Below are 18,551 nucleotides of genomic sequence, written 5' to 3'. Positions count from 1 at the left end.
TCAGTAGTCCAGCCGCGGGTACCAGTCGTCGCGGCCGCCCGGCGTCAGGTCGAGGAGATGCCAGACGGGGCTGAGGAGGTCGATGCCGCGCTCTTGGATGTCCTCGGCCATGCGCGGGTGGGCGGAGTAGCGGTGGCGGACCGTGCCATCACCGTCCCGGGTGAAGACGGAGATGGTGGAGTCCTGCTCGCCGTCCTTGTCCTCGCTGCCGAGGTCGTACTTGAACGTGCTGTCCCCGCAGCTCAGCAGGCGCAGCCGGGACCAGCCGCGGTTGCGGGCGTGCTGCCGCAGGGCGGGCGGGTCGGCGGCCGCGGCGATGACGAAGTCGGCGCTTTGGGCGATGTGGTGGGCCATGCCGTTGTAGCCGTCGGTCCACAGGGTGCACATCGGGCACGGCTCGGTCTGCAGCTTGCCGTACATGAGGTGGTAGACGATCAGCGGTCGGTCCGGGGCGGTGAACAGCCCGCTCAGGGTGGTCTGGCGTTCGGGGGTGTCGCCCGCGTCGAGGTCGGCGGGGCCTTCGATGAAGACGTAGTCGTCGACCGGAGGCCCTTGGGGGAGCGCCCGCCGCTGGGCCGCGACCCTTTCGCGGTGGCGCATGAGGTCGATCTCGGCAAGGCGGAGTTCTTCGCGGGCGGCGAGGTAGTCCGCGGACTCACCGGACAGTCGGGTCTGCCGCAGCATCGCATCCTCCTGGGTGGGGCCCCGAGGTGATTCGAGTCTATGGCGGTGCCGAGGTGCGCCGACACTTGAAAATAGTGTGCCAAGCGAGATATTGCAGGTCAGGAGGGCAACGCTGGGCAACGGGCTTGCTCCGGCGGTGAGCCCGCCCTGCCCACGAGGATGGCAGGGCGGACGGCGCCGGGCCCGGCGCAAGCCGGACGCGTCGCTACGACCACGCGCCGGCCGCGGCGGCCCGGGCGGCGTAGGTGTCGAAATCGATGGGGTCGCGGCCGAGCACGTGCCGCACTCCGTCTCCGGGCTCGGCGAAGTGTCCGGCGCGCATCCCGGCGAACAACGCATTGAGCTCTGTGGCGGCTTCCTCCGGTACGCCTTCGGCCAGGAGCTCGGCCCGGTACTCCTCCGGCGTGAGCTCCACGTAGCGGATGGACCGCCCCGCTGCCCTGGCGATCGTCGCCACCGCCGTACCGAAGGTGAGCGCCCGTGGCCCCGAGAGGTCGTACACCTGTCCGTGATGGCCGTCCGAGGTCAGCGCGGCCGCGGCGACATCGGCGATGTCCTGGGCGTCGATGAACGGCTCGGGCACGGAGCCGATCGGCAGGGCGAGCAGGCCGTCCCGCAGCGGAGCGCGCCATACGTCCTCGTCGAAGTTCTGGTTGAAGTTGTTCGGGCGGATGATCGTCCACTCCGCACCGGAGGCGCGCACGGCCTGCTCCGCGGCGGTCATGCCCTGGAAGGAGTTTGCGGGGAGCTGTTCGATTCCGCGTGCGGACAGGGCCACGAAACGACCGACGCCCGCCTCGGTCGCCTGCTTGACGAAGATCTGGGCGAGTGCCGGGTCCTCGGGGCCATGAGATAGACCGCCGACGCCCCTTCCAGGGCGGTCGGCCATGCGTTCGGACAGTGTCGGCTTCAGCCGGAGGGAGCTGTCGCCGCCGTGGACGCTGCGGTTCACCGATGGGGCATCGCTGACGCTGTGTACGCCGCTGCGGGGCGAGGGTTGGGTCTCCCGTGGGCTGCCACCTGTGCTGGTGATGCCCGGCAACGACGGGTGCGCGTCGCTGCTCGGCTTCCCGGACGCGCAGGCCGCCTCGTGCCCGCCGGGGCAGCAGGTCGTGCTGGACCGCCTGCTCGACTGGCTGCTGGTGTGCGCCCTGCGGGGTTGGCTCGACCAGTGCGGGGCCGTGCCTCCCGGCTGGTTCCGCGAGCTGGGCGACGAGGCGGTCGGCCCGGTGCTGCGGGCCATGCATGCCGCGCCGGACAAGCCCTGGACGCTGGCGACCCCTGGCCGGCGAGGCGGGGGTGTCGCGCACGACGCCGGCCGGTCGGTTCGCCAAGCTGGTGGGCAAGCCGCCGTTGACCTACCTGACCGACTGGCGGATGACCCTGGCCGCCGACCTGCTGACGGAGACCACCGCGACGGTGGCCGCGGTGGCGCACCAGGTCGGCTACGCGGACGCGTTCGGCGTCAGCGCGGCCTTCAAGAGAATCCACGGAGTGAGCCCCAGCGAATACCGCAAGGCCTGCCGCACGGACGCCGATTGCAGCGGCACCGCATGCTCACCGGCCTGACCAGGCAGGCCCAGCCATGTGCGGCGCCTTGAGAAGCCTTTCACGGATCAGCCCGCGAACGCCGGCTTCGGACTGAGCACCAGGCGGCGGCCGAGGGCCGACAGCCACTTGCCCGCGGTCTCCAGCGCCGTGGGCAGGGCGGAGGCGCGTGCGGCGAGGGCGGCCGCGCCCACCTCCCCGGCCTCGGCCGCCACGCCCGCCCCCGCTCCCGCCCCCGTCTCGGCCAGGCCCGTCCCCAGCGCCGCCGCGCCGAGTTCCAGGCCCGCGACCACCGGCAGCAGTTCGACGGCGAGCAGCGCCAGCAGCCCGACGCCCATGACCGCGGCGGCCATCCGGAGGGCGTCCCGGTCCTGGGGCATCCGATTGAGGTACTCCTCGTTCAGCCACGGGGTCAGGGTCACGCCGTACGGGGTCCGGGCGGCCGCTCGGCGGCGCTTCTCCTCGTCGACCAGCTTGCGCACGACCGCCAGATCCGAGTTGTAGGGCATGCGGTGGATCTCGTACAGCAGCAGTCCGTCGATTCCGTAGGGCCAGTTGCGGTTGAACGTCGGCTGGAAGCAGATCCACTCGATGTACTTGTTGCCCTTCTCGTCGGTGGACGGCGGCAGCGGGACGATCCGCTGGTACATGGGCGTCGGCCGCCACTTCGAGGCACCGGCCTGGACACTGTAGGAGGTCAGGCTGAAGCCCTCCTTGATGTCGGGATCGAGCCTGCGGATGATCTGCTCGAACTTGTTCAGCTTGTAGCCGATGTCGTCTCTGAGGGTGGCCACCGCCTGATTCGCCGTGGAGACCTCCAGCAGTTCCAGCACGATCGGACCGGCCTGCGGGGGCCTCGCACAGAATCCGAGAATGTCGGGACGCAGTTGCCCCCCGGCCTTGTAGTCCTTGCGGAACTCCCTGAACAGCCGCTCCAGCAACCGGTCCGGTCCCGTCATGTTGGTGAGCAGACGCGTGTACTCGTTCTCGACCAGTACGAAGGACGCCTCGGGACAGCGGCTTTTGAAGTCGGGATAGAAGTAGCCGAACATGGCCCCTTGGGCCCACTGCCACTCCATGGTGTTCTGTTCACCCTTCGCCGTGCCCTGCACGCGCCCCGCGCCCCGGGTGAAGTTGCCCTCTCCGGGGCAGATCGTGACCTGCTGGGTGTCGAGCCGGGAGGCCATGACGCACCAACGCCCTTCAGGAGATGGCCGAGAGATTGCTGGTGACCGCGATGTCCGTGCCCGACGTCGGGGTGTATTCGTTCCATTCGGCGATCAGTTCGCCCTTCTCTCCCGGCTGCATGACCGGGAACGGCGCGGTCGGTGACCCGGCGTGTGCCTTGTCGAGCCCGGCGACCTCGATGTGGGTGCCGTCGGGAATCCTGGTGATCTTCTGCGCCTCCTGGCTGTGTTCCAGGCCGTGGACCGCGTCGATGACGACCTGGGCACCGACCACGAACCCCGCGCTGGAGGCGACCGGGATGGAGACCGGCCGGGTGGACGGGCCCACGGTGGCGGTCGAGGTGGTGAACACCGCGTCTTCCAGCCGGGCCGCGGCCCGGCCGGGGTTGGCGGGCGGGATGCCCGGATAGTTGCGGTCGTCGTAGGCGGCGATCTCCTGCGCGACGGTCCAGTACTGCGAGGGGTTCTCGGGGGTGTTCGGGTCGTCGATGACGCCGTGCTCGACGAAGTTCACCCACCGCGTCTCCCACCCCCTGCGGATGGTGAGCACGACCCGCGCGCTGCCCGCGCGCAGGAACGCCTGCCGGTTGGCGTCGGGGTGCTCGATCCCGCGGATGAAACGCCAGCTCTCGGGGAGGTCCCAGAAGTACGAGTAGAGGAAGCTCACCACGTTTTCCCACTCGATCGCCTGGTTGACGAAGCGTACGACGTCCTCGTACTGACGCACCGTGGTCCACAGCGTCGAGTCGGGGCCGACGGTGTTTCCCTCGAAGCCCGTACCGTGCGCCACGTCCACCTTGGCCGCGGCGAACGCGTCGAGAACCTCCTTCGGCATGCTGGGGAACCTGCCGCCGAGCAGGTAGCGCAGCACGTTCTTCATGATCTCGTCGCTCTCTTCACGGCGCAGGGTGAGCGTGTCCACGTCGTTCAGCCGCGCCTCCAGCGCCGAGATCCGGCCGGCGATGTCCTGCTGCTGCGCGTAGTATTTCGTCTGCGCGGCGGTGTAGAGCGCGTTCCACACATCGAACTGCCAGCGCTCCATGGCGGCGTGGGTGGGCCGCACCTCGGCGGTCAGCAGCAGGGACTGGGTGGACACCTGGTCGAAGACCAGGACGAGCACCGGGGTCCCAGTGGCGCCGGCCATGAAGTCGCCGCCATCGGTGCCCCGCTTCAGCACGGTGCCCGGATCGAAGATCTTGTCCGGGAAGGAGTCGAAGGGGAGGGTCGTGCCCTCGATGGTGAACTGGCCCAGATGGCCGGCGAAGCTCGTCATCCGGCCGCTGATGGTGATCCTCACGATCTCGTACCCGGCGGGGAGGTTGAGGGGCATCCTGGTGACGCCACGGCCCTGCGGAAGCGGCCCGGTCTCCACCGCGTACGTCTGCGGGGGCAGGTCCGGGGGCGGCGGCGGGACCTGCGCGTCGAACTGGTCGGCGAGCACCAGGTAGTGCGGCGACTTGGGGGTGGGCGGATCCGTCTTCGGCGGCTCCGGGTCGCCCTTGCGGACCTCGGCAGTGATGTCGTTGTGCGGGACGTTGAAGACGAACGGCCCGAGCTGGGCCTTCAGCGCCTCCAGTTCCGCGTACGGGCGGCGCATCGTGGCGGCAGGCTCCGGGAGGACGACGTCGTACGTCTGCCGCATGCCGTACCGGTAGAGACGGACCCGCCACTTGCGCATCAGGCTGAAGTAGTCGATGCGGATCGGGTTGGTCGCGCTGGGATTCCTCAGCGTTCTGGTGGTGGTCTGCGAGGTCCCCGTGACCGTGGTCGTGGTGATGGTGACCTTGTGCTCCTGCCGGGCCCGGGTGGACGCCTTCTGGGTCAGGGTGGTCGCGTGCTTCCTGCTGTCGGTCGCCGACTGGGAGGAGGTGTCCTGGCCGGTGTATCCCGAGGTGACCGAGCCGGAGATGACGGGGATGCCGCCGGAGACGGTCCCGGTGATGTTGAACTGGTTGGAGTGCTGCTGCTGCGAGGCCGTCGACTGCGACAGCTCGGTGTTGTCCGTCACCCCGGTCTCGCTGAAGGTCTCCAGCGAGTCGGTGACGATCGAGCTGAACTCCTTCTTCTGGACCGACCATTCCTTGTAGGTGACGGCGGTCTCCTCCTGCGGGGCCAGGGGAATGGTGGCGACGAGTTCGCCGCGCTCGATCCCGGCCGGCGTCATCTCCAGCCGCTCCAGGTTCATCAGGCCCATCCGGGGCGCGGTGGTGTTGGCCTCGAGGCCCTTGGCCGCCACCACGGCGGTCTGCAGCGCCTGCAGCGCCGCGCCGCGCGCGGCCTCGCCGGCCTGGTCGGGGTCTTCCGCGCGCTCGTGGCGCAGGGCGACGACAGCCTGCCCGAGTTCCTCGAGCGCGTGGGTGGGGATCGCGGCGAAGGCGGAGAGGGGGGCGGGGGAGAAGGGGGACGGGGTGAGCGGGTCCCGCAGGGGCTCGGCGAGCTCGGGGTACCGGTCCCGTATCACCTCCGCCTCGTCCGGCTGGAGCTGGAGCTGGCGTACGAACGCGGCCTTCGCCAGGGCCTGTCCGATGGGTGGGGTCTCCACGTCCAGGGGCACGAAGGTCGCTTTGTCGATCTCACGGGTCGACTGGTCGAGCACGGGCGCCGTCACCGGCGGAGTCGTCGGCGGGATCGTCGGCTGAGGCAGCGGCGGCACCGGTGAGGCGGCGCTCGGCGTGTCGGCTCCGGACCCGGATCCTGATCCGGACTCGAGCACATCGGTCATGATGATCTCCACAGAGGGTGACGGGGGCCGCACTCCGGGCCACTGGGCCCGACCTTCGCACAGCGGGTCACTCCGGGACATCTGTTGTGCCGCTGAGCGGATCAGCGCCCCGGGCGCCCTTGCATCGCGGCGCCGATGACCCTCCCCGTCCGCATCACCGAGGCCGTCAGCGAGGACAGCGGCTGGGAGGGGTCGACCAGGGCGCACAGGGCCGCGACGGCCGTACCCCTTTGGCCGTGCAAGGGGACGGCGACACAGCACACCCCTTCGGCGACCTCCTGGCGGTCGACGGCGACCCCGGCCTCCCGGATCCCTGCCGCCTCCCGCGTCCATGTCCTGGACGGCGGGTCCACGGGCAGCTCGGGGGGTGCGCCCGCCACCAGGACCTTTCCCGCGGCGGTCGTCCAGGGAAAGGTCATCCCCGCGCGCATCGGCGCGAAGGACTCCCATTCGCCCGGGACCGCGGCGGCCGTCAGCGCCCGGCCCTCGCGCAGTACGAAGATTCCCACCGTCGCACCGGTGGCTCTCGCCAACTCGTGGACCGGTCTGCGGGCGAGAGCCAGCATGCCGGGGTGCGGCTGCCAGCCGAGGCCCAGTCGGAACATGCGCGAACCCATTCGGAAAAGGCCACCCGACTGCTCCACCGCGCCCAATTCGACGAGCTGTTCGAGAAGTCGACGTGCGGTCGTCTTCGGTAATCCGCTCTCCGCGGCCAATGCCGTCAGCCGGGATTCCCCGGCCCTTTCCACGGCTTCCAGCAAGGCGAACGCACCTTCGAGAACCCCGCGCCCGCCGCCTGGCATATTCGTATCCACCACTGCCGAGCCCGCCCTTCCGCCACTGCTTTGCAGTCCCTCAGGGAAAGGAAAGCATTCTCGGATGGACGGGAGATAAATTCCCACGTGAAATACCCGACCGGTTGACAAGTGGAACGCGGATCGCCGCGTACGCCGAGCCGTAACCGGGCCGCGCCCCGGGGTGTGGCCCGGTTACGACGGCTGCCCGGCCCCCTGGCCGGGCGAGGTGACCTCGCCCGGCCAGGGGGGCGTCTCTCCGCGTTACGCGGTCACCCGAGCACGCCCTGTCCGACGGTCGGCAGGTCCTCCGGCAGCAGCGTCCGCAGGTCGTCCACGCTCGGCTGGCGCAGCGCCGTCAGCCGCCGCGCCTGGTAGGTGATCATGGTTTCGAGCAGCTGCCGGGCCAGCCGCGCATTGCCGAAGGAGCGGTCGCGGGGAATGGCCGCGATATGGGTGCGCAGCGCCTCCAGCGTGGCTGCCGGGCAGGTGTAGCCGGACTCCTCAGCGTGCCGTTCCAAAATGGTGAGGAGTTCGTCGGTGGTGTAGTTCTCGAACTCCACGAAGCGGGAGAAGCGTGAGGCGAGGCCGGGGTTGGGGTCCAGGAAGCGCCGCATCTCCGCGGTGTAGCCGGCGACGATCACCACGACCTGGTCCCGGTGGTCCTCCATCAGCTTCAGCAGCGTGTCCACGGCCTCGCGGCCGAAGTCGCTGGAATTGCCCTCGAGGGTGAGGGTGTACGCCTCGTCGATGAACAGCACACCGCCCATCGCGCTCTCGAACACCTCCTTGGTGAGCTGTGCGGTGTGGCCGACATAGCGCCCCACCAGGTCGGCGCGCGCCACTTCCACCAACTGGCCGCGGGGGAGTACACCCAGGGAGTGCAGCAGCCCGGAGTAGAGGCGGGCCACGGTGGTCTTGCCGGTGCCGGGCGGGCCGGAGAACACCAGATGCTGGCTGATCCGCGGGGCGGGAAGCCCGGCCGCCTCCCGCTGCTTGACCGTGGTGAGCAGGGAGAGCAGATCGGTGACCTCGCGTTTGACGGCGCCGAGGCCCACCATGGCCTCCAGCCGGGCCAGCATCGCCTCCCGGTCCTCGCCGGGCTTCTGCTCCGTACCGCTCTCGTCGCTGACGTCCTCGGGCAGCAGCAGGGTGAGGTCGCGTTCGGCGGGTTCGGCCATGGTGGCGAGGCGGAACGCCTGGCGGTCCACCATCTCCTCGAACACCCGGCGCGCGGCACGGCCGTTGCCGAACGTGGCGCCCCGGTCCATCGCCTCGAAGTGGGCGGCCAGCGCCTCGGTGGTGCCGGGGCCCAGTTCGTACTGGTGGGAGGCGCACATGCTCTCGGCGATGGTCACCAGGTCCGTGACGGAGTAGTTGGTGAACTCGATGGTGCGGGTGAAGCGCGAGGCCAGACCCGGGTTGGACTGCAGGAAGGAGGTCATTTCCGCCGAGTAGCCGGCGGCGATGACCACGACGTCCTCGCGGTGGTCCTCCATCAGCTTCAGCAGCGTGTCGACGGCCTCGCGGCCGAAGTCGTTGGAGCTGCCACCCTCGGGGGTGAGGGTGTACGCCTCGTCGATGAACAGCACACCGCCCGATGGCCTCGTTGAACGCCTCCGTGGTCTTGATGGCGGTGCCGCCGATGACCTGGGCCACCAGATCCGCGCGGGACACCTCGACCAGATGGCCCGAGGGCAGGACGCCCAACTGGGCGAGGATGGAGCCGTAGAGGCGGGCCACGGTGGTCTTGCCGGTGCCGGGCGGGCCGGCGAACGCCAGATGGCGGCTCATGGACGGCACCGGCATGCCCAGCCGCTGGCGCCGCTGGGAGAGCTGGTTGAGGTTGACCAGGGTGCGCACCTGGTGTTTGACGCCGTCCAGGCCGATCAGGGCCTCCAGCTCGTCCAGCGGCTCCTTGGACTCGCCGGAGCCGGAGCCGGAGCCGGAGCCGGAGCCCGAGCCCTTCCGCGAGGCGCGCCCGGTGGTGTTCGCGGTCACCGCGGCGCCCCAGATGTCGGGTGTGGCGTTGTCGGCGCTGGTCAGCTCCAGGACCTCCAGACGCTCGCTCACCCGGGTCTGGGTCAGGCCGGCGCCCCGGTTCTCGCGTACGGTGCAGCCGGTGACGCTGACCGGCTCGGCGCTGTCGATCCGGATGCCGTCGCCGACGCTGCCGCTGATCTCACAGTGGTGCAGCTGTGCGCGGGAGCCCGCGGCCAGGAGCACACCGTGTGCTCCGGCCCCGGTGACCCGGGCCCGGGTCAGGGCCAGCTCCCCGCCCTCCTCCACGGCCACGCCCGAGGCGCCGCTGGTGTCGATCTCACAGTCGAGCACGGCCGCGACGGCGTCGCGGCCCACCGAGACGCCGGTCTCCGAGGACGAGCGCAGCGCGCAGTCGTCGATGCGGATGTTGCCGCCGTCGGCGACACGTATCCCGCCGTGGCCCGCCCGCTCGACGGCGCAGGACTCCAGGCGTCCGCGCCCGTCGTCGACCACCTCGAAGCCGTACTTGCCGGGCGCGGTGAGACGGGCGCCGCGCAGCAGCGGGTTGGCGTGCGAGCGGATGGCGACCGCGGTGCCGACCGCGTCGGCCACCTCCAGCCGGTCGAACTCGGCGGTCGACTCCTCGGTGAGCAGCACGGCCGCCGCCGCGTCGGCGCAGTCCGACACCGCGGTGCGCAGAAACGACGGTGAGCTGGAACCGGCCACCCGGATCGCCGGGCCGGTGGCCGAGATGAACGCGGTGTTCCGCAGGGCGCACACCACGGCGACGGGGGCCTCCCGCAGTACGGCGGTGAGCCGGCGCAGCAGATCGTGGAAGTCCGGTGGCGCCCAGTCGAGGTCGTCGATGACGCACAAGGCGGGCCCTTGGGTGAGCTCCCGGACGAGCGCGGCGAGCCGGTCCTCATCGGGGCGGGCCACGGCGGTGTTCCCCGGGCGGGCGTCGGGGCCGGTGCCGGGCCGTTCCCGGCGCAGCGCGTCCAGGAGCTGGGCGGCGGGGCACACCAGGGAGATGCCGTGGCTTTCGCTGAGCGCCTGGCCGCCACTGGCCCGCGCCACGGTGAACCCGGCGTCCTCGGCCCCGGCGGACATCTCCTCCAGTAGCCGTGTCTTACCGGACCCCGGCTCCCCCGAGACGACGGCCCACTGGGTGCGCCCCGCGGCCGCGGCCCGTAGCAGGGCGGCGAGCTGTGCGGTCTCCTCGGCCCTGCCCACCAAAGGCGCCGCGGCGGAGGCGGTTCGGGCGGGGGACAGGGTCACCGCGGGGCTTGTCGGGTGGGGCTCGCCGAGGACCTGGGTGTCGTGGCGCAGGATGGCGGTGTGCAGATCGGAGAGACCGGGGCTGGGGTCGAGGCCGAGTTCCTGGGCCAGGAACGTGCGGAACCGCTCGTACTGCCTGAGCGCCTCGACGGACCGCCCGGCCCCGTACAGCGCGCGCATCAGCAGCGCCCATGAGGCCTCGCGGAGCGGGGCGCTGACGGTGAGGCCTTCGGCCACGCCGATCGCGGCTTCCAGGTCGCCGCGTTTGATGAGGATCGTGGCCTGTAACTCGGTGGCATCCTGGCGTGCGGCGTTGAGCCGGGCCGTCTCGCGCGCCGCGAAGGCGTGTTCGGCGGTCTCGCCCAGGGCCTCGCCGCGCCACAGTCCGAGCGCTTCGTCTATCTCCTTGTGAGCGACGTCCAGTTGGCCGCGCCGCATCGCCTGCCGGGCCTGGGTCACGGACATCTCGAAACGTGTGGTGTCATGCGCCTCGCCGGGCACCTTCAGGGCGTAGCCGGCCGGGCCGTTGACCAGGAGGGTGGAGCGGCCGCGCCGTACGGGTTCCAGCACCGAGCGCAGTCTGCTGATGTGCGCGCGTACTGAGGAGACGGCCCCGGTCGGCTGGGACCCCTGCCACAGGTCCTGGCAGAGCTGTGCCAGGGAGACGGGCCGGCCGTCCTCGATGAGCAGTGAGTTCCTTCCCTGTCAGCACGCGTGGGGGTTCTCCCAGGGCCTGCGCGGCAGGGTCCGAGGGAAGGGGCTGCCGTGCGGGATGAGTTGTCCGGCAGGGACCGGAAAGCCCTCTTGGTGTGGCCACCGCGGGGCGCAGGCGACAAGCCCGGATACTCCGAACGCGACGCTATAGAGCCCGCTTTGAGCAGGTCCAGGTGTGCTGGGGCATTGTGTCTGGGCCTTTCGGGCAACGGGGGGCGTCCCTCGGGGCGCGCGGGCCGACCGCGGCGGGTTCCCCGAGCGGGACCGGTCACCGGGGTGCCCGGGCGGCCGCTCGCGATCACCACCCGCCCGAGCCTGCCTGCGCGTTCATGTCTGCGCGGCGCTTTTTCGAGGATTTTCCTTAGCGTTTTCGTTGTAGGGGCTGCCGGTGATATCGGAATGATAAGGGAGGATTTCGCGCGGTCGCTGAGGTCGGCCAGCGTATGACCAAATCCGGAGCCGTACAATCCGTTTCAACGGTGGACAGAGGGAGAACATTGCGCGCCTCTTTAGAGCCGCCGAATCCACAGTCGGCGACAAAAGAATCCAGGCGCAGGATTTCCGTCGTGATCCACGCGCAGGACCCGATCTCCCGGGAAGGGACGATCGGCCAGCTGCGCCGGCACCCCGAGGTCGCCCTCCTCGACGAGGCGGACGCCAAGGCGGGGGATGCGGCGGTGCTGCTCGCGGACTCGGTCGACGAGGCCACGCTCTCCAGCCTGCGCAGGCTCATCCACGACGCGGGGCTGCGCGTGGTCCTGGTCGCGAGCCTGATCCGCCGGGCCGAACTGCTCGATGTGATCGAGTGTGGCGTCGGGGCCATCGTCTGGCGGCGCGAGGCCACCGGGGACCGCCTCTTCCAAGCGGTCCTCGCGGCCTCCCGTGGCGACGGCGACCTTCCCACCGACCTGATCGGCCAACTCGTCAGCCAGGTCGGCGCGCTGCGGCCCGGGGCGGTCGGCCGCCCCGGGGTGCCACTCGGTCTGACGCCGCGTGAGACGGATGTCCTGCGGCTGGTCGCGGAGGGGATGGGCACCGGTGAGATCGCAGTCAAACTTGCCTACTCCGAACGGACCGTGAAGAACGTCATCCAACGCCTGACGGCCCGCCTGGGCCTGCGCAACCGCGCCCACGCCGTGGCCTACGCACTGCGCGAGGGATACATCTCCTGACGGCGCGCGCGAAGTGTCCGGCCGGCCACGGCGGTCACGTGGAATATGCGACGTTGCCGGTACGACGATTCACTCGTTCGCGTGCCGCGGGGGAGAAACGAGCACCTTCGCGGATCGGCGGCCGTTGTCCTCCCGCCACCCCCAATGTGACGCTGCTGCCCCTGATCGGCGGTCAGTGGCGGCCGGGGGACCGCCACCCTCATGAGCCGCGCTGGTGACGAACTCCCGGCCGCCGGTAGCGCTTGGTACCCATCCCGGCACCCGGCGAGTCGTGGACACCGCCGGCCGCGTCGAGCGCTTCGAGCGGCGCTACGGGCGCGGACGGGGGAGCCGATGGAACCGGTCGGAGACACGGAGATCCTGCGCGTGGTGCCCGGTTCCATCGCGCTGCACCACGACCTGACGGTCCCCGCCGACGGCGCCGTGCACCGCACCGTACGAGACGCCTCAGGCCTGCTCGACCGGGGCGACGCGCCCCTGGGGAACGACTGCGCGTGCTGTGCGCTGCGCGAGGACCTGGTCCCGGAGCTGCTGCGACGGGGCGACGGTGGCGGCCACCGGCTGGCCGTCGTCGAGCTGTGGGACTCTGCCGAGCCCCAGGCCATGGCCGCGATCATTGCCGCCGAGGGCGCGCCCCTGGTGCTGACCGGAGTGGTCACCGCGGTCGACCCGGCCCTCGTGGTGCCCTACCTCGCGACTCGAATACCCCACGGTGATCGCAGTCGCCGAAGGCGGCGCGGCCGACGAGCCGCCGACGACGGCGACCACGCGCTGCTCGCCCAGCTCACGCCCGGCGCGCGGCGGGTGCGTACGGGCGAGGCGGCCCTCGGCGCCGCCCTGATGGAGGGGTTCGACGTCGCGGCGGCGGCCGCCCGGCAGCATCCGGCGTGCGCGCTGTTGCCGCAGGAGCGCGAGGAACACAGGGGTGCGCACCCTCGTCTGGCGGCGCGAGCGGCCCTTCCACCCGGGCGGCTCTACGCGGCGCTGGAGGACCTGACCTGCGCCGCCGCGCGCAGCCGGGGACGCTTCTGGCCGGCCGACCGCCCCGACCCCCTGCTGTCGTGGGACGCGGCGGGCGGCGCGCTGTGCGTGGAGTCGGCCAAGCCGTGGATGGCCGCGCTGCGGGAGGCGGCCTGGGAGATGGCGCCCGCCGAGCGCCGGGTCGCCGCCGCGGGGCCTGGCCGGCCCCGACCGCGACGGCCTGCGACTCCTGCCTGCTCACCGACGCTGGACTACAAGGACAACGAGCTGCTGCGGAGATTCATCTCCGACGGCGGGGCGCTCCGGCCCGGGATCTGTGACGGGACTGTCAGACCAGCGCCTCGTGGATGAAGCACCACCGCCAACCCTCACCCGGCTCCATGGGCTCCATGATGGGATGCTCCTCGCTGTGGGCGTGGGCGCGGGCGTGCCTGAGCGGTGAGGAGTCGCAGCAGCCGACGTGTCCGCAGGTCAGACAGAGCCGCAGATGCACCCAGGGGGAGCCCAGGCGCAGGCACTCCTCGCAGCCGTCGGGGGTGCGCGGAGTGACGTCGCGGATCATGGACAGGTGCGGGTCCCGCTCGATGGCCATGTCCTTCACTCTTTCTGTCGCTCTCCTGTCCTTTCCGCCTTCCATCGTCCACCCTGGCGCCGATCGCCGGGGCAGTCGCTCAGCGGGTCTTCTTTCGGTCGAACCAGACGGTGGCCAGCGTGGGCGCCAGCCCCGCCCAGAAGAGGGTCTGCGGCACGGTGCGCTCCGTCCACGGCACCTGCGAAATCAGCAGGGCGCAGAGCATCGCCCAGGCCGCCTGGGCGAGCACGACGCGGGCCCAGCGGCCGCGGCGCACCAGGGACCACACGTTCAGCTGGACGCCGGTGCGCAGCCTGCGGTAGCGGCGCCAGGCGCCGAAGCCCCAGACCGCCGTCATCGGCACCAGCACCCACAGCCGGTTGCCGAGCGGCACCGGCAGGTCTCGCGCCACCTCGCCGTCCTGGGGGAACAGGTCGACCATGGCGCCCGCGGCCGCCACACAGATCAGCGCCAGCCAGCGGATGCCGCGCAGCAGCCGGTAGGTGGCCCGGTCGAGGTCGTGGCGCAGCCCGGTGTTGTCCGGGGCGGCGGCCAGGGCGTCGGCGTACACCGCCGCGGCCTGCGCGGCCGTGGTGCCCGGCTTGTGGGCCTCCTGCATGCTCACCAGATACAGCGCCTGGTTATTGGTGGGCTCCAGGCGGAGCACCTGGCGCAGCGCCCACTTGTACGTCTCGGTCTCGGGGATGGCGCCGGCCGTCCGCCACAGTGCCTGGTACGCGTCCACGCTCTCCGGGTCCAGCCGCACCGCCTCCTTGGCCAGGTCCAGGGCCTCGAGGCGGCGGGTCGGGTAGTACATCAGGAACTCGGCGAGCAGCGCGTGCGCGAAGCTGTTGTGCGGATCCACGCGCAGGGCCTGGCGCAGCGACGCCTCCGCCTTGCGCCAGCGCTCCGGCTGTTCCAGGTGGTCCGCGCGACGCAGCGCCTGGGCCTGCATACACAGCGCGCCGATGTCCTCGGGGGCGCGCTGGAGGGCCTCGCCGAGCGATTCGAGCGCCTGCTCCACCCGGCCCGCCGCCACCTGGCAGCGGCCGAGCGTCACCCAGGCGCGGATGTCCTCCGGATCCTCGGCCAGGCGGCGGCCCAGCAGGGCCGCGGCCTCGTCGTACCGCTTCAGCTCGATGAGCACATCGGCCTGTTCGAGGGCCGGGTGCAGGCTCACAGCTTCCGCCTCTTCTTCAGATAGGTGAGCAGGTCGTCGTACATCCCGCCCTCGTTGGCGAACATGGCCACATTGCGGGCGGCCGCGAACCACGGTTCGGTGGAGGGGACCACGGATTTCGCGGCGCCGAGCAGGTCCTTCATGCCGATCATGCGCACGGTGCCGGTGCGCGCCGAGTCGAGCAGCGCCGTCTCGGCCGCGGCCTCGCACACATGGGCCAGGTCGGCGCCCGAGAGGCCGTCGGTGGCCTTGGCGAGCTTGCCCAGATCGACGCTTTCGATGGGGCGGTCGCGCAGGTGGTAGTGGAGGATCGCCTCTCGCGCGGGGGCGTCGGGCGGCAGCACGAGGAGGGTGCGGTCCAGGCGGCCGGGGCGCCGCAGCGCGATGTCCACGTCCCACGGGAGATTGGTGGCCGCGAGCACGAACACACCGTCGTTCGCGGGGGCGTCGACGCCGTCCAGCTCGGTCAGCAGCTGGTTGACCGTGTTGCGCATGCCGCTGTTCTGGGTGCGGCTGCGCTTGCCGCCGAGGGCATCCAGCTCGTCGAGGAAGACCACACAGGGGGCCTGGCGGCGGGCGGTGGCGAACACCTCGTGCATATTGCGCTCGGAGTTGCCGATCCACATGTCGAGCACATCGTTGATGGACACCGACAGAAAGCCGGCGCCGAGCTCTCCGGCCACGGCGCGGGCGATGAAGGTCTTGCCGCAGCCGGGCGGGCCGTACAGCAGCAGTCCGCCACGCAGGCTCTTGCCGTACAGCTTGCGCAGTTCGGGGTTGCGCATGGGGGCGAGGAAGGCTGCCTCCAGACGCTCCTTGACCTCGTGCATGCCGCCGACGTCCGCCAGACGTACCGCGCCGGGCGCGGCCACCTCCCAGGCGGCGGCGTCCCCGGGATCCCCCCTGCCGTCGACGGTGAGCGGGGTCTCGACGAATCGGGGCGGCACCGCGTCGCCGACCTGGTCCTCGGCGGCCCGCCAGTCGAAGCCTGCGCGGGGTGCGGAGGACGGCGGCCGCGCGGCCGGGACCTCGGGGACCTCGGGAGCTTCGGCGGCGGGCGGTCCGCTCTGCAGGGGCTGGGCGGGCGCCCCCATGGCGCGGGTCATCAATTCCCGCGCCTGCGGGTCGCCGGGCGCGTGCTGCAGCGCGACGGCGACTTCCGCGATGGCAGCGTCGTGCCGGCCCGCGGTCAGCAGGAGTTCGGCGAGGTGCAGCCGCAGGGGTACGTCGCCGGGGGCCGCCGCGACGGCCGCGCGCAGGCTCTGGATCAGGGGCGAGTCGTCCGACATGGCGCACACTTTACGGAGGTGAGCCATGCGGGTGATCACCCTCCCCCGGAAGCGCGCCGCTCCTGGTGTGCGCGGTCGGTCACGCGCCGGGTGCGCAGGGGCAGCGGGCGAGCACGACGATGGCCGCGTCGTCGTCCACATGCCCCCCGGTGTGCCGGAGCAGGTCGTCCCGGAGATAGTGCGCCAGCGACCGCGGATCGTCGCCCGTCCAGGCCGCGACGCGGTCGATGAGCGGGTAGAAGGCGCCGACGGCGTTTCGCGCTTCGATGAGGCCGTCGGTGTAGAGCAACAGCAGATCCTCCTGTACGAAGTCGAAGGTTCCGGCCTTGTAGTCGCTCTCGGACGCCGTGGTCAGCCCCAGCGGCAGCGCGGGCTCACAGAGCTCGAGCGTGCGGACCGTCCCGTCCCGTAGCAGCAGCGGAGGGGGGTGTCCGCAGTTCACCATCGCCGCCAGCGGGCGGTCCTCGTAGACGTCCAGCACCAAAGCGGTCACGAACGACTCCTCGGGGTTCTCGCCGTCCTTGCTGCCGTGTTTCCAGTTCCAGCGCATCGCGTTGCCCAGGTGTCCCGCGAGGGCGGGCAGCGGGAGATCGCGGTAGGCCGAACCGCGGAAAGCGCCGATCAGCACCGCCGCGTCCCCGACGGCGGACAGCCCCTTGCCGCGTACGTCGCCGATGACCAGGCGGGCCGCGTCCTCGGTGGCCACGGCCGCGTACAGATCTCCGCCGATCTGGGCCTCCTCCTCGGCCGCGAGGTACGCGGAGGCGATCCGCAGCGATCCCATCCGGTCGGGCAGCGGCCGCAGCAGGACCTCCTGCGCCGCCACGGCCACCGAACGCACCTGGGTGAGCTTGCGCTGGTGCCGGTCGGCAGCGAACCGGAAGGCCGTCACAAATACCGAGATCACCAGGAGGGTGCCGATCTGCGCCTGGTGGTTCGGGGTCGTCAGACCGCCGTGCAGCTGGCCGATGATCACCTGGGCCGCCACGGCGAGGGCTCCGATCACGCCGGTGGCCGCGGGGCCCGCGAACGAGGCGGTGATCGCGGGCGCGGCGATCAGGAACGGTCCCATGTGGACGGTCCTGGGTGACTGGGCGTCGATCAGGGTGACCGCCAGAATGATTCCGAGCGGAACGGCGAGCAGCGCCCGGCTCCACCGCCGTGAACCGGCCGGACGGGCAGGACCGAGCCGAACGCGCATATCTCCTGCTTACACCCGTTGCCGCCGTGGCGCTCGACCGTTAATGGCGCATGATGCCCACCGGGCGGAAACGGAGACGACGGTACAGGCGGATCGCACGCTCGTTGTCCGCGGCCCGCCGATGCCCCGAGGGTGCCAGCCCGGATGGACGGCGGCGTCGATGCCGGCGTGCCGGTAGTCGGGGGTGGGCTCCTTGCAGGACTGGATGATGCCGACGACCACCCCCTGGCACTCGTGATCACATCTGTCATGGTCCGGTTATACGGAGTCGCAGGTCTCACGTGTGTAGCCGTCGCCGTCCGGCGCGGACACGTCCAGGTCACGGCGGACGATGGCGACCCCCGGCTGCTGCCAGCCGGCGCAGGCGGTCTCGAGCGCGGGGTCCTTGTACTCGATCATGATGACCTTCGAGAAGGCCTCGGTGTAGTCGCCGCACTCGGGGGGACCCTGCTGCCCGCACTCCTCGGCGATGGCGAAGTCCAGGCCCAGCTCCTCGCGGTGCGAGGCGAGCTCCAGGGTGTTCTTCTGGCCGATCGCCAGGTGCGCGGCGTGCGCGCGGTCGGCCAGCAGCTTGATGAACGCCATGGCGTCGTCCTCGGTGAGCAGGTCCCCGGAGCGGCTGTAGCTGTCGTAGTTGTCCGGCTCGACGGCCTGGTAGCCGGCCTTGGCGCAGCCGTCGATCCAGCCCCCGACCGTGTCCGCGATCCGCTCTCGCTTGTCCTCGGTGCCGATGTCGAGGAGCGCCTCACCCCAGTCCTCGTCCACCACCACATCGCCGTTCGTGTCCCTGAGCAGCAGATCGGCGTCCCAGTCGCCGTCGGCGTCCGGCTGCGCCTGGAAGGCGTTGACATAACAGATGTTGTACAGGCCCGGCGCGGGCGGTGCCTCGCGGTCCCTGCTGACGATCTCCACACCGGAGGGCGGGGTGTACGGCTCGTTGATCTGGTAGTCGAAGTTGGCGCCGTCGGCCGGCGGGAGCGTGACCCCGTCGGGCGGGGCGGCGCGGTCGGCATCGGGGGAGGCGGTGGCCCGCGTGGCCTTGGTCGCCTTCTTCGTCCGCGGGGTGTCCTCCGGTCCCGCGTGGGCGATTCCGATGACGGTGAAGAGGGCGACGATGCCGATCAGGGACACCAGCACCGCACCGGTCAGCGGCCGGCGGGGCGAGAGAGAGCTGCGTAGAGACATGTGCTTTCCCATGTGGTGGACGCTGACCCCGCCTCGGACCTCGATCCTGGCGACCAATGCCG

11 protein-coding genes and 6 pseudogenes are annotated in these 18,551 nt (G+C 71.1%); 4 read left to right on the top strand and 13 right to left on the bottom strand.

The annotated features are described in order from the left end of the window. Together PV419_RS20125 and PV419_RS20120 are read right to left on the bottom strand one after the other, a co-directional pair. Entirely contained in the window at positions 1-684 is a 684-nt protein-coding gene (locus PV419_RS20125; RefSeq protein WP_319690821.1) for a DUF899 family protein, read from the bottom strand. A gap of 205 nt (positions 685-889) precedes the next feature. Further along, on the bottom strand, positions 890-1,636 hold the full coding sequence (locus tag PV419_RS20120) for an NAD(P)H-binding protein (RefSeq protein WP_319690820.1): 747 nt from the start codon (positions 1,634-1,636) through the stop codon (positions 890-892). On the opposite strand from PV419_RS20120, the pseudogene PV419_RS20115 reads away from it, so the two are divergent. Beyond that, positions 1,572-2,253, top strand: a pseudogene (locus tag PV419_RS20115) (AraC family transcriptional regulator). The gene PV419_RS20120 and the pseudogene PV419_RS20115 overlap by 65 nt on opposite strands. A gap of 47 nt (positions 2,254-2,300) precedes the next feature. On the opposite strand, the gene PV419_RS20110 reads toward PV419_RS20115, so the two are convergent. The 6 genes and pseudogenes from PV419_RS20110 to PV419_RS53325 all read right to left on the bottom strand — a co-directional run. Next, entirely contained in the window at positions 2,301-3,419 is a 1,119-nt protein-coding gene (locus PV419_RS20110; RefSeq protein ID WP_319690819.1) for a hypothetical protein, read from the bottom strand. Positions 3,420-3,435: 16 nt separating this feature from the next. Then, positions 3,436-6,141 carry a hypothetical protein gene (locus tag PV419_RS20105; protein WP_319690817.1) on the bottom strand — a complete coding sequence of 902 codons (2,706 nt, stop codon included), beginning with the start codon at positions 6,139-6,141 and terminating at the stop codon, positions 3,436-3,438. A 101-nt stretch (positions 6,142-6,242) separates the two neighbouring features. After that, positions 6,243-6,746 (bottom strand): IclR family transcriptional regulator domain-containing protein, encoded by a 504-nt coding sequence (locus PV419_RS20100; RefSeq protein WP_319690940.1) that lies wholly within the window; start codon positions 6,744-6,746, stop codon positions 6,243-6,245. A gap of 39 nt (positions 6,747-6,785) precedes the next feature. Further along, a pseudogene (locus PV419_RS20095) lies at positions 6,786-6,944 on the bottom strand (helix-turn-helix domain-containing protein); the annotation flags it as partial. Between the two features lie 263 nt (positions 6,945-7,207). Then, a pseudogene (locus PV419_RS20090) lies at positions 7,208-10,151 on the bottom strand (AAA family ATPase). Between the two features lie 105 nt (positions 10,152-10,256). Continuing rightward, positions 10,257-10,697: pseudogene (locus tag PV419_RS53325) on the bottom strand (AfsR/SARP family transcriptional regulator); the annotation flags it as partial. Positions 10,698-11,476: 779 nt separating this feature from the next. Between PV419_RS53325 and PV419_RS20080 the strand changes: the two are divergent. The 3 genes and pseudogenes from PV419_RS20080 (at position 11,477) to PV419_RS20070 (ending at position 13,414) form a co-directional block, all read left to right on the top strand. Further along, complete coding sequence (locus PV419_RS20080; RefSeq protein WP_415925333.1) at positions 11,477-12,082, top strand: response regulator transcription factor; 606 nt, start codon at positions 11,477-11,479, stop codon at positions 12,080-12,082. A 250-nt stretch (positions 12,083-12,332) separates the two neighbouring features. After that, a pseudogene (locus PV419_RS20075) lies at positions 12,333-12,416 on the top strand (50S ribosomal protein L31); the annotation flags it as partial. Further along, positions 12,416-13,414 (top strand): annotated as a pseudogene (locus PV419_RS20070) (GTP-binding protein). The pseudogenes PV419_RS20075 and PV419_RS20070, both read left to right, overlap by 1 nt. On the opposite strand, the gene PV419_RS20065 reads toward PV419_RS20070, so the two are convergent. The 5 genes from PV419_RS20065 to PV419_RS20045 form a co-directional block, all read right to left on the bottom strand. Continuing rightward, entirely contained in the window at positions 13,392-13,655 is a 264-nt protein-coding gene (locus PV419_RS20065; RefSeq protein WP_319690796.1) for a UBP-type zinc finger domain-containing protein, read from the bottom strand. The pseudogene PV419_RS20070 and the gene PV419_RS20065 overlap by 23 nt on opposite strands. 79 nt (positions 13,656-13,734) lie before the next feature. Continuing rightward, complete coding sequence (locus PV419_RS20060; RefSeq protein ID WP_319690790.1) at positions 13,735-14,814, bottom strand: tetratricopeptide repeat protein; 1,080 nt, start codon at positions 14,812-14,814, stop codon at positions 13,735-13,737. Continuing rightward, on the bottom strand, positions 14,811-16,103 hold the full coding sequence (locus PV419_RS20055; protein ID WP_319690784.1) for an ATP-binding protein: 1,293 nt from the start codon (positions 16,101-16,103) through the stop codon (positions 14,811-14,813). The genes PV419_RS20060 and PV419_RS20055 overlap by 4 nt, the downstream gene beginning before the upstream one ends. A 79-nt stretch (positions 16,104-16,182) precedes the next feature. Beyond that, on the bottom strand, positions 16,183-17,304 hold the full coding sequence (locus PV419_RS20050) for a PP2C family protein-serine/threonine phosphatase (RefSeq protein WP_319690783.1): 1,122 nt from the start codon (positions 17,302-17,304) through the stop codon (positions 16,183-16,185). 258 nt (positions 17,305-17,562) lie between these two features. Then, positions 17,563-18,501: an endo alpha-1,4 polygalactosaminidase gene (locus tag PV419_RS20045; RefSeq protein ID WP_319690782.1), complete on the bottom strand. Its 939-nt coding sequence runs from the start codon at positions 18,499-18,501 to the stop codon at positions 17,563-17,565. Positions 18,502-18,551 lie beyond the last annotated feature (50 nt).

The organism is Streptomyces sp. ME19-01-6 (genome assembly GCF_033793745.1).
Taxonomy (GTDB): Bacteria; Actinomycetota; Actinomycetes; order Streptomycetales; family Streptomycetaceae; genus Streptomyces.
This window is presented reverse-complemented; position numbering and strand designations above follow the sequence as displayed.

Bases quoted from the DNA above. Each gene is read 5' to 3' on its own strand.
- PV419_RS20125 (WP_319690821.1), bottom strand. From the start codon at position 684: ATGCTGCGGCAGACCCGACTGTCCGGTGAGTCCGCGGACTACCTCGCC.
- PV419_RS20110 (WP_319690819.1), bottom strand. From the start codon at position 3,419: ATGGCCTCCCGGCTCGACACCCAGCAGGTCACGATCTGCCCCGGAGAG.
- PV419_RS20105 (WP_319690817.1), bottom strand. From the start codon at position 6,141: ATGACCGATGTGCTCGAGTCCGGATCAGGATCCGGGTCCGGAGCCGAC.
- PV419_RS20100 (WP_319690940.1), bottom strand. From the start codon at position 6,746: ATGTTCCGACTGGGCCTCGGCTGGCAGCCGCACCCCGGCATGCTGGCT.
- PV419_RS20065 (WP_319690796.1), bottom strand. From the start codon at position 13,655: ATGGCCATCGAGCGGGACCCGCACCTGTCCATGATCCGCGACGTCACT.
- PV419_RS20055 (WP_319690784.1), bottom strand. From the start codon at position 16,103: ATGTCGGACGACTCGCCCCTGATCCAGAGCCTGCGCGCGGCCGTCGCG.
- PV419_RS20050 (WP_319690783.1), bottom strand. From the start codon at position 17,304: ATGCGCGTTCGGCTCGGTCCTGCCCGTCCGGCCGGTTCACGGCGGTGG.
- PV419_RS20045 (WP_319690782.1), bottom strand. From the start codon at position 18,501: ATGGGAAAGCACATGTCTCTACGCAGCTCTCTCTCGCCCCGCCGGCCG.